The following is an 18,555-nucleotide window of genomic DNA, read 5'->3' as shown; positions in this document are numbered from 1 at the left end:
AAAGCCCGGAACTATTCAGTTTCGGGTTTCTCTTTTTTCTTAAATATTCCTTTTAGAAATCCTTTTTTCTCCTGATCTTTATCTTTCTGCTGAGATTCTACATGATTCTTCTTCATAGCCTGACCGATCTGCCTGGCAGATGTTTTCATATCTTTTACATCTTCTTTTACATTTTTCACGGTAGTTTTAGCTTTATCTGCCGTTTTTTTAGCTTTATCAATATTAATACCGATAAGTGTTTTCTTTAAACCCTGCTCGATACCTTTCCAGAAAAGATTGAAAAATGATTTGGTAGGATCTCTTTCTACATCTTCTACATCAACATCTTCGGGAAGTTTCCCGGAATCTGATTTTACGAGAAGATTGGCAATAGCGGTAAGGAATCCTTTTTTCTCTTTGTTTTCTTTATCCAAAATAGCGACCTTCAGATCCTTATGTTTAAGGTTGAATTTCCCGTTCAGTCCTTTAGGGTTTCCCTTGAAATTGAAAAGCATTTCCTGAATCGTTCCTGTAGCGGTAACATGCAGGTACGGGCGGATAAAAGGATTAATTCCTGTAGCAGGAAGATTGGTCGTTCTTCCGGAAATCGTAAAGTTATCTCCTTGATCGGCAACATCGAAGCCCCAGTTTACAGAAAGTGGTGCCATATTCATGAATGAACAGTTGATTTTAATGTCAACCTTTGTAGGTTTACCCTTCATTTTTGCAGAGTTGAGGTTTGTAACATTCATATTAAAGTTGCCGAACGTCAGTTTTCCCGGGCCTGCACTTTCCGGGGTATCTTCCTCATACACCAATTTAGAATCCTTAAGATTAAGATGATTCACAACCATCGGAATCTTAATAGAACGCAGCATTCTTGAGTACAAAGGTTTTTCCTTCGGATCATCTTTAGGAATTTTACTTCTGAAAATATTGGCATCCGCATTCTGAATCGTAACATTTGAAGTATTTATTAATTTCTGGTCCGAAAACAGATCCCAACTTCCATTCGCTGTAATCTGATTGGCTGTAATATCATATAAATCCCTTTCTACAGGAATCATTCTGATAAACTGAGCCCTAGAAACACGCGGTTTCATTGCAAAATCTGTTACTTTGATGTTGTTTTGATCCAGTTTTAAAAGTCCGGCTGTCATATTATAGAACTGGGTTTTATAGGCGAAATTCTTAGTCGAAAGAACGTATTTTTTTATTTTCGCTTCAATCCCGGAATTATCCTTTTTTGATAACAATTGAATATCATTAATAGTAGCATTCAGATCACTAAAACTAAGAGGCTGATTGTTTTTTTCATACGTAATATCCGAATTCTGCAAAACCACTTTTCTGATCAGAATAGGAAATTGGATTCCATCTAAATTTGGTTTCTTGATGGGTTTTACCTTTGCCGTACCGGCTGTAATTTTACCTTTAATATGGCTCAGGAGAATGTCTTTTACATCAAGATTCATTTTTTTATCAACGAAATCCCATTTATTAATAGTAAATCCGATATAATCTGCCACAAGATTCATTGATGTTTTTTCCGGCGTGGTACCGTTCGGAACAATTGAAATACTTTTTATTTCTCCTTTTTTAGGGGTTAAATTAAAACTGCCGAACGTAAAATCCTGGTGATTGGAAAACAAGACATCTTTCCCGGAAACTTTAAAATCTTTGTATCCTACAGGAATTATTTCTGCTCTGGTTTCTTTATCGAATTTCAGCTGGCTCACATCTACATTAAGATCTTTCGCATACATAAGCTTAGTGCCGTTCGGTTTCATGATCTGCACCGTAGCATTATTCAGTTGTATATTTTCGAGATTTAATTCAAAATCGGAAGGCTTTTTCAACTTCACAGGAACTGCGCTGGTAGTGTATACCAAAAGATTGGGATCATAAAAACTAGCATTACCAAGAGAAACTTTATTTTTTTTCAGAACCACGTCTTTAAATTCCATCTTTTTGATGACAAACTGAAACAGCTTATTTTTTTTAGGGTAATATTTTTTAAACTGATCAAAATCCAATACCGGAACAAGCTGAAAATTATCTATAGACATCTGTCCGTCTGATGTTTTAATGGAATTAATTCTTAAAGCATACACATCATCGGGACGAATAAAAAAATTCTTTCCCTTAATATCATATTTATCAAAAACAACAGGAAGCTTGTCTTCAACGGATTCTTCGGTAAGCTGCAGATTTTCTACATACAGGTAAAGATTCTGAACGGATATAAACTTTTGTTTAGTATGCCTGAATACACTGATATTTCCGTCATTAATTCTGATATTCTCAAAATTTACAGGATTTCTTTTCTTGCCGGTTTTGTCATCTGCGGGCTTGGCGAGAATTACATTCAGATTAGGTTTCGAAAGCAGAAGATCCGATGAGCTGATCTGCTTATTAAAAAGGGCATCATAAATTCCGAAACGACTTATTTTCAATGTATCGATAGTACCCTGAAGTCCTATTACATTGATATTTTGTGGATTTTTACTATTGACCGATATTTTAGTAGCCAGAATATTTCCGGACAACAAATCAACCTCCATATTCTTGTAGGAAACCTTGTAATCGGTATTATTTTTAATGTATTTCGGGAGCTGGGTTTTAAGCCAGATGTTGAGTCCAAAATTCGCCAATAAAATAATCACCAACAAAATTCCCAGACCAACAAACATCTTTTTAACCCATTTTTTCATGCTTACTTATTTTGTTTTATTGGCATAAAGATCAATTCTTTATACCGAGTTCAATCACATACCCTTCATGACTCCTGATATTGATAAATTCTCCTCCGTCAAAGCCCAGATACTGTCCTTTAATACCCGTCAGTTTTCCGGTAAATTCCGGTCTTTTATCGAGCGTGAAAGATGTTACTTTTTCCGGTTTTTCATAGGGATAATCCAACCTCCACAGATCTTCACCTTCACTGTAAAATTTTTGGAAATCCTCAGGAAAATATTCTTTTATTTTCTGCTGAAAATCTGCTAAATCGATATCATCTTCCAGATCGTCCTGGAGCATTTTTTTCCAGCTGGTTTTATCAAGAACATGTTGTTTGAGAGCAACCTCTATCATTCCCGCTTCATATCTGTTTTCAGTTCTAGCGATAGGCAGAGCAAAAGTCGCGCCCTGATCAATCCAACGTGTCGGGATCTGTGTATTTCTTGTGACTCCCACTTTCACTTCTCCCGTATAAGCCAGATAAACCGTATGAGGCTGAAGCTGAATTCCTTTTTCTACTTCCAAATCCCGTTCCGCAATTCCCAGGTGTGCTGTAGAAAGCTCGGGACGAATGATCGTATCACTGGCATAGGGACTTTCAAAAAAACAGCTTTTGCAGAAACCCATCCTGTAAATAGGTTTATTCTGCTGGCAGTTTACACATTGAAACCCGGTATGCTTTATAGTTAATTCTTTCCCGAAGAGCTCATTCATATGAATAAGATCACCCGAAAGATTAAGATAATATTGAATCGGCTCATCGTTGAAGCTGGTCATTTTTAAAATTTGTCCCTGAAACTGCATATTAGTTCTATTACTTTTTAAAGTAAATTTAATGATTATATTTTCAAAAAATAAATTTATATTTTTGCGTAAATAAAAGTCACGAATGATCTATCTAGTAACTGGCGGAAGCGGATTCATTGGTTCTCACCTGGTTGAGAAATTATTAAAAAAGGGACATTCTGTCATAAACATTGACAATTTTGATGATTTTTACAATTATCAGATAAAAATTAAAAATACATTAGAGTCAATTGATAAAAATTCGGATTTTGAGTTTTCTGAAAAGGAGAAAGACATTCAGCATTTAATTTCTATTTCAAAATCAGACAATTATACACTTTATTATCAGGATATCCGGGATAAGGTTGGCTTGGAGGAGATTTTTAAAAAACATAAAATCGATTTAATTATCCATCTTGCCGCATTGGCAGGTGTTCGCCCATCCATCGAAAGGCCGCTAGACTATGAAGAAGTCAACATCCGCGGGACCATGAATCTTTGGGAATTATGCAAAGATTTCAATATTAAAAAATTCGTTTGCGCTTCATCTTCAAGCGTTTACGGAAATAATGAAAAAATTCCTTTTTCTGAAACCGATAATGTAGACAATCCTATTTCGCCTTATGCTGCGACCAAGAAATGTGGAGAAATTTTAGGCCATGTATATTATGATTTGTATAAAATCGATATGATTCAGCTGAGGTTTTTTACGGTGTACGGCCCCAGACAAAGACCGGATCTGGCCATTCATAAATTCACAAAACTAATTTCGGAAAATCACGAAATCCCTTTCTACGGCGACGGAACTACCGCCAGAGATTACACCTATATTGATGATATCATTGATGGCATCACAAAATCCATTACTTATCTGGAAAACCATTCAGGTATTTATGAAATTATAAATCTTGGAGAAAGCCAGGTAATCAGTCTTCATCAAATGGTTTCTACGATAGAAAATGAATTGGGAAAATCTGCCATCCGGAAAAATCTGCCAATGCAGCAGGGAGATGTCCTTAAAACCAATGCAGATATTACAAAAGCCAGGACATTAATAGGCTATAAACCTGACACAAACTTCCAAAATGGCATAAAAAAATTTGTGGAATGGTTTTTGAGAAAATGACCTCAAGTGGCTACAGGAGATTATTCTAAGGGTTTCCGTGGCTTATAAATGAACAAAATTTAATAAAAAGAATTGAAAATCAGGTATAAAAAAAGCGTATAATATAAGCTATTTTTATACTTTTGCAAAAAAAATTAAAAAATTATGTACTGGACATTAGAATTAGCTTCATATTTAAGTGACGCACCTTGGCCAATGACAAAAGCAGAGCTTATTGATTATGCAATCAGAACTGGTGCACCTATGGAAGTTGTGGAAAACCTTCAGGCCATCGAAGATGAAGGAGAAATCTATGATGCAATCGACGAGATCTGGAGCGACTATCCTACGGATGAAGATTATCTTTGGAACGAAGACGAATATTAATTGAAAGCATTAAGCTTTAGGCCTGGCTTAGAGCTTTTTTTGCCCTTTTTTATATATCAATTTTACACGATAAGCGTGTTATTAAAAACGCTTAAAGCATATCGCTTAGGCATAAAGCAAAAAATTTATGAGTTTTTTAAACAAAGTTCTTAAAGGGTTTTTGGGAGACAAAAAAAGCGCAGGACCTAAAAGAAGTAAAAAAAGTTGTAACAAAAATCAAGGCTGTTGAACCGACTATTCAGGAATTATCTGATGATGGTTTAAGAGAGAAAACTGCTGAGTTTAAAGAGAACATTAAAACGGCAACAGAAAAAATTACTGCTCAGATAGAACAGATCCAGGAGCAGATAAAAAATTCTAAAAACGTAGACGAAAAAGAAGCGCTTTTTTCAAAAATTGAGGCTCTAAAAAAGGAATCATACGAAATTGAAGAAAAAGTTCTCAGCCAGATCCTTCCTGAAGCTTTTGCACTGGTAAAAGAAACAGCAAGAAGATGGGCTCAGAATGGCCAGATCCGTGTAAAGGCAACCGACTGGGACAGACAGCTGGCTGCTGCAGGAAAAGATTTTCTGGAAATCCAGGGAGATGACGTTATCTGGAAAAACTCATGGGATGCAGCCGGAACTCCTGTAAACTGGGATATGGTGCATTACGATGTTCAGTTTATCGGAGGGGTAATCCTTCACAGCGGAAAAATTGCCGAGATGGCAACCGGTGAAGGTAAAACGTTGGTAGGTACACTTCCTATTTTCTTAAATGCACTTCCCGGAAGAGGGGTTCACGTAGTAACGGTGAACGATTACCTTGCCAAAAGGGACTCTGCATGGATGGGACCATTGTACCAATTCCACGGAATGTCAATCGACTGTATTGATAATCACCAGCCGAATTCGGACGGAAGAAGAAAAGCATATAATTCAGATATTACCTACGGAACCAACAACGAATTCGGGTTTGATTATCTGAGAGATAATATGGTGACTTCCCCTTCAGAACTTGTACAGAGAGAACTGAATTTTGCCATTGTCGATGAGGTTGACTCCGTATTAGTAGATGATGCGAGAACACCGTTGATTATTTCGGGACCTGTTCCTCAGGGAGACAGACAGGAATTTGACGTGCTGAAACCTTCTATCGACAGAATCGTTGAAGTTCAGAAAAAAACTGTTTCCGCAATATTTAATGAAGCTAAAAAATTAATTGCAGCAGGAAAAACAAAAGAAGGAGGATTCAAATTGCTTCAGGCCTACAGAGGTCTTCCTAAAAACAGACAGTTAATTAAATTCTTGTCAGAAAGCGGAAACCGTGCATTGCTTCAGAAAACAGAAGCACAATACATGCAGGACAACAACCGTGACATGCCGATTGTAGATAAAGATCTTTACTTCGTCATTGAAGAAAAAAACAATCAGGTTGATTTGACAGATAAAGGGGTGGAATACATGTCTCAGGGTAATTCTGACTCTAATTTCTTCGTACTTCCGGATATCGGAACTGAAATTGCTGAATTGGAAGCTAAAAATTTATCTAAAGAAGAAGAATTTGAAGCCAAAGAAAGACTTTTCTCCGATTTTGCCGAAAAATCCGAGAGAGTTCACACGATGAGCCAATTGCTTAAAGCCTACACCTTATTTGAAAAAGATGATGAGTATGTTGTAATCGACGGTGAAGTAAAAATCGTTGACGAGCAGACGGGTCGTATTATGGAAGGAAGACGATATTCAGACGGTCTTCACCAAGCTATTGAAGCGAAAGAAAATGTAAAAATTGAAGCTGCAACACAGACTTTTGCAACCATTACGCTTCAGAACTATTTCCGTATGTACAACAAACTTGCGGGGATGACCGGTACTGCAGAAACCGAAGCAGGCGAGCTTTGGGAAATCTATAAATTAGACGTTGTGGTAATTCCTACTAACCGTCCTATTCTAAGACATGATAAACAGGATTTAGTTTTTAAAACTAACCGTGAAAAATATAACGCAGTCATTGAAGAAATTGAAAAATTAACAGCCGCAAGAAGACCTGTTCTGGTAGGTACAACTTCAGTTGAAATTTCTCAATTACTATCAAAAGCACTGCAGTTAAGAAAAATTCCTCACCAGGTTCTTAACGCGAAACTTCACAAGAAAGAAGCAGAAATCGTTGCAGGAGCAGGACAGCCGGGAGTTGTTACCATTGCAACAAACATGGCGGGTCGTGGTACGGATATTAAGCTAACGAAAGAAGTAAAAGAAGCCGGAGGTTTAGCGATCATCGGAACAGAAAGACACGATTCAAGACGTGTTGACCGACAGTTAAGAGGTAGAGCGGGACGTCAGGGAGATCCGGGAAGTTCTCAGTTTTATGTGTCTTTGGAAGATAATTTGATGCGTCTTTTCGGATCTGAAAGAATCGCTAAAATGATGGACAGAATGGGTCATAAAGAAGGTGAAGTTATTCAGCATTCTATGATTTCCAAGTCGATTGAAAGAGCTCAGAAAAAAGTAGAGGAAAATAACTTCGGAACAAGAAAAAGACTTCTTGAGTATGATGACGTAATGAATAAGCAACGTGACGTAATTTACAAAAGAAGAAAGAACGCCTTATTCGGAGATCACCTGAAGTACGATATTGCCAATATGATTTTTGATGTGGCCAATTCTATCGTCACAAAAGGGAGAGCTACAGGAAACTATAAGGATTTTGAGTTCGAAATAATCAAGACTTTCACCATGGAATCTCCGGTTTCTGAAAATGATTTTAAATCTAAAACCATTCAGGATCTTACCAATATTTTGTTTAAAGCTGCGCAGGAAGATTATCAGATGAAACTGAATCTGCTGAAAGAAAAATCATTCCCAATTATTGAGAATGTGTATCAGAATCAGGGATCGATGTTTAAAATGATTCAGGTTCCTTTCACTGACGGACACAAAACGATGACGATCGTTACAGATCTTAAAGAAGCGTACGAAACTCAGTGTGACAGCTTAATCAATGATTTTGAAAAGAATATTACCCTATCAATCATCGACGAAAACTGGAAGCTTCACCTTCGTGAGATGGATGATCTGAGAAGATCTTCACAGGGAGCTGTATATGAACAGAAAGATCCGTTGGTAATTTACAAACAGGAATCTTTCCATTTGTTCAGCGAAATGATCGACAAACTGAATAAAGAAATTATTTCATTCTTATATAAAGGAGAAATTCCTGCATAAAATAAATAATTTCAAAACGATACAAAACCGTTTCAGAACAGCCTGGAACGGTTTTTTGTTATTCTGCGTATATTAATTTTATGACAAATGTCAATTCAATTATTTATTTAGAATAATTAAAAACAATATATTTGCAGAAAATTTTACTTTCATGAAAAATGTACTGATTTGTGCGTCACTATTGGGTTCTATGCTGACATTTGCTCAGGAGAAAGATTCTATCAAATCTAATGATATTGAAGAAGTCGTTGTAAATGGGAAATATTACAAAAAGTATGTAGAAAAAGAAGGATCTTCTTCATTACGTCTGAATGAAGAGCTTATAAAGATCCCCCAAAACATTTCCATTATTACTAATAGAGCCTTAGAAGACCAGCAGGTTACTACAATTTCGGATGGACTTTTAAGAAATGTGGCGGGAGCTCAAAGATTAGAACATTGGGGAGAAATGTACTCAAGAATTAATATGAGAGGATCTCGTGCAGGTGCTTTTTTTAACGGAGTAAATGTAACATCAAATTGGGGTCCATTATCTGAAGATATGAGCTATGTTGACCATATTGAATTCGTAAAGGGGCCTGGAGGATTTTTAATGTCTGCTGGAGAGCCCAGTGGAATTTACAATATTGTTACTAAAAAACCTACAGGAAATCCATTTAATGGTTCAGCCAGAGTTACATTAGGCAGTTTCGATATGTACAGAGCTGAAACAGACTTGGACACCAGAGTTTCTAAAAAAAGTTTCAGTTCGTTTAAATTTAATGGGTTCACAAAAAAATAGTTTCAGAGACTATGAATTTAATAATAGATATGTTGTAAATCCTTCTGTAAAAGTAGAGTTGACAGATAAAACAACTTTAACTGCGGAATACATCTACCAAAAAGCAAAAATGTCCGAGGTAGGTTCAGCTTATGTATTCTCTACAGAAGGTTATGCTACCAGACCTGTAAATTATACACATACTGATCCCGGAATTATGCCTTCAAATATGGAAGACCATACTGTGAATCTAAATTTACAACATCAGTTTAATAAAAACTGGAAATTAACAGCTCAGGTTACTTATCTTAATGATTACACTAATGCAAGTGACATTTGGCCGGATGCAGTTAATCCAGACGGCACCATGATTAGAAGACTTTCTTACTGGGAAGGCTCCAATGTTATGAGATTCGGACAGGTTTACTTGAATGGATACGAAAAAACAGGAAAAGTTTCACACAGGATTCTAGCCGGTTTAGATTTAGGAAGTAAAAAATATTTAGCCGACTGGAATTATTCTCACGTTTTAGATTCAACACCATTTAATACTAATATTTTAACGTATCAACCTGTAACTAATGGATATGGATATGAAGGTTGGATTGAGCGAATCAATAATTCGCCTTTAAACCAAAGAGCAACTCCGGGAGGAACTATTGATCAAAATTATTCCGGTGTATATTTGCAGGATGAATTAGGATTTTTTGAAGACAGATTACGTTTAACAGTCGCTGCGAGATATACAAATATCAAACAAAACAATTATGGGGATACTTTTGAAGCAGATAAAATCTCTCCAAGAGTCGGTTTAAGTTATTCTATTGATAATAATACATCCGCATATGCTTTATATGACCAATCTTTTACACCACAATCCGGCTTGTTCAGAGATGGATCTACTGCAAAACCTTTAACAGGAAACAGCTATGAAATAGGATTAAAAAGAGATTGGTTTAATGGTAAATGGAATACAACGTTGTCCATCTATAATATCAGAAAAGACAATGCTATAAGTAGTGATCCAACAGATCCAACCTACAAGTATTCAATTCTGGATGGGAAAACTGGTGTTCAAGGTGTAGAATTCGATCTGAAAGGAGAAATCTTGAAAGGCTTTAATGCAATCTTGAATTATGCTTATACAGATAATGAATATAAAGAGGCAATAACTTATATAGATCCACTAACAAATACTCCTAAAATTCTTCACAAAGAAGGAGATAAAGTAGCAGGCTACGCAAAGCATACCTTAAACGGGTGGTTAAATTATACATTTACGAATGGTGTACTTGAAGGATTTGGACTTTCTTTTGGAGGCAGTTATTTAGCGGACAGAACATCATGGACATGGGATTCCACGGGTACAACTAAACCAATGAATGATTATTTGAAATTTGACGCAGGAGCTTCTTGGGAAAATTCAAAAATACGCGTGAATCTTAATATCTTTAATGTATTTAACAGATACCTTTATTCAGGTGCAAATTATGGTTCGTACTATTATTATCAAGCAGAAGCGCCTAGAAACTGGAGATTTTCAATTTCTTATAAATTCTAATAATTAAAAGTTAGCCTCTCAAAGGGTTAACTTTTTTCTCATCCCATGAGAAAGAAGCATCATCATAAAAAAAAGCCTTCATTTGTCAAAAAATGGTCTGCCAAACTGCACTTGTGGTTTGGCTTATCTGTTGGTTTGATTATTTTTATCGTTTCGCTTTCAGGGACAATATATGTTTTTAAGAATGAAATTCAGAATGTTCTGAGAAAAGATGCGATATATGTAAAAGCTGAAACGATTACGCAAAAACCAATTTCCATTGAAGTTTTAAAAGAAAAAGTCTCTTTGAAAATTCATGAACAATTTCCGGTAGCTTCTGTTGAAATCCCTTTGGATAAAAACAAATCCTACGAATTTCTCTACTACGAAAAAGATAAAAAAGCGTGGAATTATTTTGACGAAGTTAAAATCAATAAACTAGTATATGTCAATCCGTATAATGGCGAAATTCTAGGCGTTTACAATGAGAAATACGATATTTTTCCAATCCTTAAATCCATTCACTGGAGTTTATTGTTAAAAACAGACTGGGGAAAATATGTTGTAGGAATTCCTGTTGTGCTTTTCGTCATTATGCTAATCACCGGAATTATTCTTTGGTGGCCGAAAAATAAGAACGCAAGAAAAGGACGCCTTTCATTCGACTGGAAAAATGTAAAAACCTGGAAGCGTAAAAACTACGATCTCCATAATATTCTTGGATTTTATGTCTCATTTATTGCTCTGTTATTAAGCTTATCCGGAATCTATTTCTCATTTCCGTGGGTGAAAAACACTTTTAATTTGGCATTATCCGGAGCATCAGAACTTCCCAAAGAAAAAGAGATAAAGTCGCAGGATTCGCTTTCAACCAAAAACAACTCGGTTTTTGACCTTGTTTCACAAGAGACAAGAAAATTGTATCCAACTTCATCAAGTTTCAGAATTCCACTAAATGGGAAAAATAAAAAAGGGAAAGAATTAAAAAATATTCCTGTTACGGTTTACGGTGAAGAAGTAAAATTTGCAATAAGATACCAGGTTGTTTTTGATAAATATTCAGGGAAATTATTATCCGATAAACCTCATCATAGACTTAATAACGCTGAAAAATATGCCCATGCCAATTATGACATCCATACAGGTTCCTACTTTGGGATCTTAGGGAAAATCATCTGGTTCATCGCAGGGCTGGTTTGCACATCATTGCCGGTAACCGGATTTTTAATATGGCTAGGTAAAAAAAAGAAAAAAGGAATTAGAACATCATGAAAAAGATCATCTTATCAGTAGCCGCTTTAACTGCGATTACAATTACAGCACAACAAAAAGACTCTTTACAGATAAAAAACGTGGATGAGGTCGTTCTGACGGCTTCCAGAAAAAGAGAAAATATCAAAGAAATTCCAAGTTCTGTAACAATTGTCAATCAGAAACAGATTCAATCGCAACTTACTGTAAATTCAGATATCAGCAATATATTACAATACACCGTTCCCAGCCTTGCCACAAGCTCGGGAATGACCACAAATAGCGGCCAGACTCTGAGAGGAAGACAAGTTTTGGTGCTGATTGACGGAATCCCGCAGTCTACCCCTTTACGTAATGGTTCAAGGGATATCCGATCTATTGATCCATCGGTAATTGAAAGAATTGAAGTGATAAAAGGTGCCACATCAATTTATGGAAACGGATCCGACGGAGGAATCATCAATTATATCACCAGGAAAGCCGGCAGTGACCGTAATATTTCAGGGCAATCGCAAATCGGGATTACCGGGCAGCTTTACGGAGGAACGTTAGGTTTTCGGGCAAGCCAGTTTTTAGCCGGAAAAATTACTTCGAAATTTGATTATGCTGCCTCCATGGCGTATGAAAAGACCGGATATATGAAAGATGCTGATGGCATCAACCTCAGCCCTACTTCAAGCCCTGCCCGAATGAATAATTACAACGGAATGCTCAAACTTGGCTATAATCTGAACGAAAAACAGAGAATAGAAGTTTCTTATATAGGGTACGCTTCAAAATCTGATCTCGATCTTGGCCTTAAAACCGGAAAATACGGAATTTCTCCAACGATTGGGGAAGGATCAGCGATAAACCAGGAAACAACCCCACAGGGAACACCAAGAAATCATAATTTCAAGCTCAGCTATGATAACAGAAATCTGTGGAAAGGTACTTCTCTGAACATCAATTTATATCTACAGGATTTCAGAACCGTGTACGGATACAGCGATACCTTCCTGAACGGCGGGCAGTCTAATGTTATTTCAAAGAAAAAAGGAGCACGTTTTAACTTAGATACCCAACTTTGGAATACACCGAATTCACAAGGAGAAATTATATACGGAGCTGATATTTTGAATGACCAAACTGTTCAGAAACTGGAAGACGGCAGATATTGGACACCCGATATGGATATGACCAACATCGCTCCTTTTATGTTAGTGAAAATAGATTTATTTAAAAAATTCATCCTGAAAGGAGGACTCCGTTACGAAAATATAAAGGTGAAAGTCGGCGATTTTAACACTCTTTCCACCATTAAAAATGACGGAACATTTACCAAAAGTATTTTCGTAAAAGGCGGAGATCTGGAATACAATGCCCTCGTCGGAAATATCGGATTCCGTTATAATATTAACCCTGAAATTAATATTTTCGGAAGTTTTTCTCAGGCTTATTCCATCAATGAGTTGGGAAGAATCTTAAGAACCTCAACTTCAGATACAATTAATAACCTGGAAACAAAACCCATCATCGTAAACAACTACGAACTTGGAACAACCGGACAGATTACCAGATGGCTCAATTATGAAGTGACTTCTTATGTGAGTACCTCAAAACTGGGAGCCTCTTTCATTCAGAGTCCGGATCGCGCACTGATGATTCAGAGAGCGCCGGAAGTGGTATATGGCGTTGAAGGGTTTTTACATTTTAATCCGGCAAGATGGATCAATTTCGGAGGAAGCTACAGCTGGATGGAAGGAATCACTTCTCCAAAGGACGACGGCGATTATTCAACCAAAATCAACAACAGCAGGATTTCCGCACCGAAGGTTTTAGCCTATATTCAGGTAAGACCAATTCAGAATCTATCCGTAGGATTGGATATGCTTCATGCGTTTGAGCAGGACAGATTCCAGCCGAATGCCAAGACAGGACTGTATGTCTACGGTGAAGGAAAAGTTCCCGAATACACAATTTTCAACTTTAAATCCAGTTACGAAATTAATAAAAACTGGAGAGTTGCCGCAGGAATAGAAAACCTTTTCAACAGAATGTACCAGCCTGCAATTGCCTGGTGGGCGGCCAGAGACAGTGATTTTACCAATGCCCTGGGAATGAGAGGAACATTTATGGTGGAATATAAATTCTAAAATAACTATTTATAAATATTCTAAATAAATTTAAAGGCTTATCTTTGCCGTACTTAAGGATTTTTATGAGAAAAAAACATCATCATAAGAAAAAAACAAGCACTTTTAAAAAATGGGCAGGCAAACTGCACCTGTGGTTTGGTCTTGGGATCGGGTTCTTAATTTTTATCATTTCCGTTACGGGAGCCCTGTATGTTTTTAAAGATGAGATTGAAAACTTTACCCGAAAGGATGTTATCTATCACAACGAAAAAAATATTGAACAGAAGCAGGTTCTTCCGATCCGTTTTCTGGAAAAGGCTGTTGTAGAACAGGTAAAGGAAAAATATCCGGTACATTGGGTAAATATTCCGATTGATAAAAAAATGTCGTATCTCTTTTACTGGTACGAGCATGACCCGAAAGGCTGGAACTATTTTGATGAATTTCCGATCTATAAAGTCGCTTATGTAAATCCTTACAACGGAAAAGTTTTAAGAACCTACGATGAGAAAAACGGATTTTTCCAGATCGTAAAAATGATTCACTGGAGCTATCTTCTCAAACAGTCATGGGGAACGTATCTGGTGGGAATTCCTGTGATTATTTTCATCATCATGCTGATTTCCGGGATCATCCTCTGGTGGCCCAAAAAATAAAGCGGCTAGAAAACAACGTTTCTCCTTTAAATGGCAAAATGTAAAAGGCTGGAAAAGGAAAAACTATGACCTTCATAATGTTCTTGGCTTCTATGCTTCTATTTTTGCTTTAATATTTTCGATTACAGGATTATTTTATGCTTTCTTTGTCGTTCAGGCAGCGATTTACTTTATTTTTTCTGGAGGAAAGACGGCTTATCCTGATTTTTCATCGATCAAAACCAAAGCTCCGATCGAATTGAGAACCGAAGGAACTTTAGACAAAATCAGCAATACCGTTAAGGCAAAATATCCTGATTCTTATGGATTTTCTATTGATCTTGGCCATGAACACATGGATGATCACGAACACCCGAATTTTGAAGTTTATGTGAAACATTTATCTTACTCTTATCATAAAAGCAGCAGTCTTATTTTTGATGAAAATTCTGGAGAATTGCTTCATACTCATGATATGAAAGACAAAAATTTCGGTGAAAAAGCTGTTAGTGCCAACTATGATATCCACGTTGGATCCATTCTGGGACTTCCAACAAAGATCATAGCTTTTTTCGTGAGCCTCATATGTACCTCATTACCAGTGACTGGCTTTATGATCTGGTGGGGAAGAAGAAAAAAGAATAAACTGAAAACAACATAATATTTTTTTTAAATAAAATGCTGCTTAATCGTCTAATAATAAGATCTTTTTTATAATTTTAACCTTTTACAATTATTAAGAAGAGAAATGTCATTAGTAGATTTGTCAAAACACGTTGCGCTGGGAATTGATATCGGCGGAACGAACACAAAATTTGGAGTGGTAAACCACAGAGGTGAAGTTTTGGAAAAAGGAAATATCCGAACAGATGCCTATCCTACCGTAGAAGAATATATTGATGCTTTATACGAGGCTGTTTATCCACTGATCGAAAGCCACGGAAAAGAAAAAAACTTTGATGGGATAGGAGTAGGTGCTCCAAATGCCAACTACTATACGGGAACTATAGAGCAGGCGCCCAATCTTCCCTGGAAAGGAGTAATTCCGTTTGCGGAACTGATAAAAGCCAAATTCGGACTGCCTTGTACCATCACCAATGATGCCAATGCTGCTGCCATAGGGGAAATGCTTTTCGGAGCCGCAAGAGGGATGAAGGATTTCATCATGATCACTCTGGGAACCGGTGTGGGAAGCGGTATCGTTGCCGGGGGTAAACTGATCTACGGACATGACGGATTCGCAGGTGAACTTGGACATACCATCGTGAAACCAGGCGGAAGAAAACATTGGAGCACAGGTTCTGAAGGCTGTCTTGAAGCCTATGCTTCTGCAACAGGAATTTCAATTACCGCAAAAAAAATGCGTGCCGAATTTCCGGAATCTATGTTGAATCAGTATCCTGAAGAATCCATCAATTCTAAAACGGTACACGAATGTGCCCTGAAAGGCGATCCTATTTCTATAGAAGTTTTCCGATATACGGGTCAAAAATTAGGTGAAGCCCTGGCCAATTTTGTTATGTTTTCGTCTCCTGAAGCGATCCTTCTTTTTGGCGGAGTGATCAAAGCAGGTGATTTTATTTTAAAACCTACAAAACTTCATATGGAAAGAAACTTACTTCCTATTTTCAGAAATAAAGTGAAACTGGTTTTCAGTGAGCTTGACGAAGCAGATGCTGCTATTTTAGGAGCAAGTGCTTTGGTTTGGGAGAAATAAATTGAAAGTTATTTACATAGATACAAGCATCCTTTTTAAGGGTGCTTTTTTTATTGCTAAATATTTTAACGCAAAGAGAAATTGTTGTCTCGCTGATTCGTTCTTTGCTCTTTTTAAAATATTCGCGCTTTTATAGTTCTTTGCGGTAAATATTCACGCAGATTGGCAGATTGAGCAGATTTTTGTTTTTGGAATTCATAGTTATCCTGTTTTAATATGCTTAAAATCTCAAAGCAAATTATTAGTAGCTTCTGTAAAAAATAATTTGTCTCATCTATCGTCACAATTTGTGTTTAGAAATCTTTGAAAGTATAAATTGAAAAACTTTTCCTTATTTTTGATCTGTTTTTTCTCCATTACTATTCCTTAAACGAGAAAATATTTAAATACAATAATCAACCAAAATGGATAATAATAATTTAGAGCAAATTACGTTCGGAGGTGGATGTTTCTGGTGTGTAGAAAGCTGTTTTAATATGCTGAAAGGCGTACAATCTGCTATTTCAGGATACTCCGGTGGACATAAGGATAATCCGACCTATGAGGAAGTATGTACCGGAGAAACAGGTCATGCGGAAGTGGTACAGATTACCTATGATCCAGCAATTATTTCTTACGAGCAATTGATGGATGTCTTTTTTTCCTTCACGATCCTACTCAACTGAACCGTCAGGGTAATGATATCGGCACTCAATATCGTTCGGTAATTTATTATAAAGATGATGCAGAAAAGGCAAAGGCTAAAGAGGCTATCGAAAAGTCTAAGGAGTCCGGAAGATGGCAGGGAACTTACGTAACGGAATTAACGAGATTTGAAAAGTTCTGGCCGGCGGAGCAATATCACCAGGGATATTATAATGAGAATCCTACGCAGCCTTACTGCAGTGCTGTTGTCGGACCGAAAATTCAGAAATTCAAAAAGCATTTCGGTGAGCTTGGAATGCTGAATGAGTAATAGAGTAAATGAGTGCTGTTTCAGAATATGGGACAGCACTGTTTTATCTAAAAACACTGTTCTTTTAATCCGGACAATGCTTTATTTATTCTGGCCAATGCCTTATCAGGTTGAGACAAAGGCTTATTTACTTTGGAACGTACCTTATATACTTTTGCCAAAACCTTATATACTCCGGAGGATGCCTTATACACTTTGGAGGATGTCATATTTATTTTGTAAGAAGCCTAATATGTAAATTGAAAAGGCTTTCATCAATCTGAAAGCCTTTTATTATTTTTTCCTGTAAAACATTTCCGTATGTGGAATATCATCTTCAAGGTATTTTTTGCCGGTGTCTTCAAAACCGAATTCTCCGTAAAAATTCAATAAATAATCCTGAGCAGAAATCCTTATTTCAGAGGTGTGAAAACGTGCTTCGATAGTATCAAGCGCATATTGTATCAACTGTTTCCCCAGTCTTTTTCCTCTTGCCTTTTCTGTGGTAAGAACTCTTCCGATGGAGGCTTCGGGATATTTAATTCCTTTATCAAAAATACGGCAGTTGGCAAGGACTTCGCCGTTTTGTTCCGCCCAAATATGAACTGCTTTCTGGTCATAATCGTCAAGATCCGGATACGGACAGTTTTGCTCTACCACAAAAACATCTATTCTTGCTTTTAGAACATTGTATAATTCGGGAACGGTAAACTCGTCGAATGTTTTGATTTTCCAGAGAATGTTATTCATCGAAGCTTACATTATTATTAGCCAAAAATTCGTTGGTCTTCTGGATAAAGTTAAGAATTTCGTCACAGCCTTCTTTTTTCTCCGCAGACGTAACGTAGATTTCAGGAAGATCTTCCCATGTTTTGTGAAGCTCAGCTTTATAGTCTTCAACATTTTTTATAGCGACATTAGGCTTCAGCTTATCCACTTTGGTGAAAACAATGGAAAAAGGAACTCCGCTTTCGCCACACCACTGAATAAATTCCATATCAATCGTCTGGGGTTTGTGGCGGGAATCTACGAGAACAAAAAGATTAACGAGATTTTTTCTGTTAAGTATGTAATTGGTAATCAGCTTTTCAAAATCTTTCCTTATTGACTTTGAAACTTTGGCATAGCCATATCCCGGTAAATCCGTTAGGTACCAGCTTTCATTGATCAAAAAATGATTGATAAGCTGTGTTTTCCCGGGTGTCTGCGAAGTTTTAGCAAGATCCTTATGGTTCATCATTGCATTGATCAATGAAGATTTTCCTACGTTGGATCTCCCTATGAAAGCATATTCGGGAATATTGGGCTCCGGGCAATCCTGCCATTTTCCGCTACTCTTTACGAAGTTTGCTGTTTTAATAACCATTTTGAAATATTTTTAGAAAAATAAACCATTAAGAAG

At 36.8% G+C, this 18,555-nt stretch carries 11 protein-coding genes and 3 pseudogenes; 10 read left to right on the top strand and 4 right to left on the bottom strand.

Annotated features, from left to right (window positions below; all coding sequences use genetic code 11):
- Window positions 1-11: 11 nt before the first annotated feature.
- Window positions 12-2,693, bottom strand: a complete 2,682-nt coding sequence (locus tag AAHI02_RS13610) for a hypothetical protein (RefSeq protein ID WP_346983704.1) — start codon at window positions 2,691-2,693, stop codon at window positions 12-14.
- Between the two features lie 31 nt (window positions 2,694-2,724).
- Entirely contained in the window at window positions 2,725-3,522 is a 798-nt protein-coding gene (locus tag AAHI02_RS13605; RefSeq protein WP_346983703.1) for a DUF2797 domain-containing protein, read from the bottom strand.
- A gap of 85 nt (window positions 3,523-3,607) precedes the next feature.
- Between AAHI02_RS13605 and AAHI02_RS13600 the strand changes: the two genes are divergently transcribed.
- The 10 genes and pseudogenes from AAHI02_RS13600 (at window position 3,608) to msrA (ending at window position 17,174) form a co-directional block, all read left to right on the top strand.
- Entirely contained in the window at window positions 3,608-4,630 is a 1,023-nt protein-coding gene (locus tag AAHI02_RS13600; protein WP_346983702.1) for a GDP-mannose 4,6-dehydratase, read from the top strand.
- A gap of 144 nt (window positions 4,631-4,774) precedes the next feature.
- Window positions 4,775-4,996: a DUF2795 domain-containing protein gene (locus AAHI02_RS13595; RefSeq protein WP_027382805.1), complete on the top strand. Its 222-nt coding sequence runs from the start codon at window positions 4,775-4,777 to the stop codon at window positions 4,994-4,996.
- 127 nt (window positions 4,997-5,123) lie between these two features.
- A pseudogene (secA, locus tag AAHI02_RS13590) lies at window positions 5,124-8,199 on the top strand (preprotein translocase subunit SecA).
- 151 nt (window positions 8,200-8,350) lie between these two features.
- Window positions 8,351-8,980, top strand: coding sequence for a TonB-dependent receptor plug domain-containing protein (locus AAHI02_RS13585; RefSeq protein WP_346983701.1), 630 nt, complete (start codon window positions 8,351-8,353; stop codon window positions 8,978-8,980).
- The gene (locus AAHI02_RS13580; protein WP_346983700.1) at window positions 8,961-10,520 is read left to right on the top strand and encodes a TonB-dependent receptor; all 1,560 of its coding nucleotides are present in this window, start codon (window positions 8,961-8,963) and stop codon (window positions 10,518-10,520) included. The genes AAHI02_RS13585 and AAHI02_RS13580 overlap by 20 nt, the downstream gene beginning before the upstream one ends.
- Before the next feature lie 45 nt (window positions 10,521-10,565).
- Window positions 10,566-11,771 carry a PepSY-associated TM helix domain-containing protein gene (locus AAHI02_RS13575; protein WP_346983699.1) on the top strand — a complete coding sequence of 402 codons (1,206 nt, stop codon included), beginning with the start codon at window positions 10,566-10,568 and terminating at the stop codon, window positions 11,769-11,771.
- Window positions 11,768-13,885, top strand: a complete 2,118-nt coding sequence (locus AAHI02_RS13570) for a TonB-dependent receptor (RefSeq protein WP_346983698.1) — start codon at window positions 11,768-11,770, stop codon at window positions 13,883-13,885. The genes AAHI02_RS13575 and AAHI02_RS13570 overlap by 4 nt, the downstream gene beginning before the upstream one ends.
- A gap of 65 nt (window positions 13,886-13,950) precedes the next feature.
- Window positions 13,951-15,163, top strand: a pseudogene (locus tag AAHI02_RS13565) (PepSY-associated TM helix domain-containing protein).
- An 87-nt stretch (window positions 15,164-15,250) separates the two neighbouring features.
- Window positions 15,251-16,219: an ROK family protein gene (locus AAHI02_RS13560; RefSeq protein ID WP_346983697.1), complete on the top strand. Its 969-nt coding sequence runs from the start codon at window positions 15,251-15,253 to the stop codon at window positions 16,217-16,219.
- A 404-nt stretch (window positions 16,220-16,623) separates the two neighbouring features.
- A pseudogene (gene msrA, locus AAHI02_RS13555) lies at window positions 16,624-17,174 on the top strand (peptide-methionine (S)-S-oxide reductase MsrA).
- A gap of 273 nt (window positions 17,175-17,447) precedes the next feature.
- Here msrA and AAHI02_RS13550 read toward each other — a convergent pair.
- Together AAHI02_RS13550 and yihA are read right to left on the bottom strand one after the other, a co-directional pair.
- The gene (locus tag AAHI02_RS13550) at window positions 17,448-17,903 is read right to left on the bottom strand and encodes a GNAT family N-acetyltransferase (protein ID WP_346983696.1); all 456 of its coding nucleotides are present in this window, start codon (window positions 17,901-17,903) and stop codon (window positions 17,448-17,450) included.
- Window positions 17,896-18,519, bottom strand: a complete 624-nt coding sequence (yihA, locus tag AAHI02_RS13545) for a ribosome biogenesis GTP-binding protein YihA/YsxC (protein WP_346983695.1) — start codon at window positions 18,517-18,519, stop codon at window positions 17,896-17,898. The genes AAHI02_RS13550 and yihA overlap by 8 nt, the downstream gene beginning before the upstream one ends.
- Window positions 18,520-18,555 lie beyond the last annotated feature (36 nt).

This window comes from Chryseobacterium sp. POE27, from assembly GCF_039727685.1.
Classification (GTDB): domain Bacteria; phylum Bacteroidota; class Bacteroidia; order Flavobacteriales; family Weeksellaceae; genus Chryseobacterium.
This window is presented reverse-complemented; position numbering and strand designations above follow the sequence as displayed.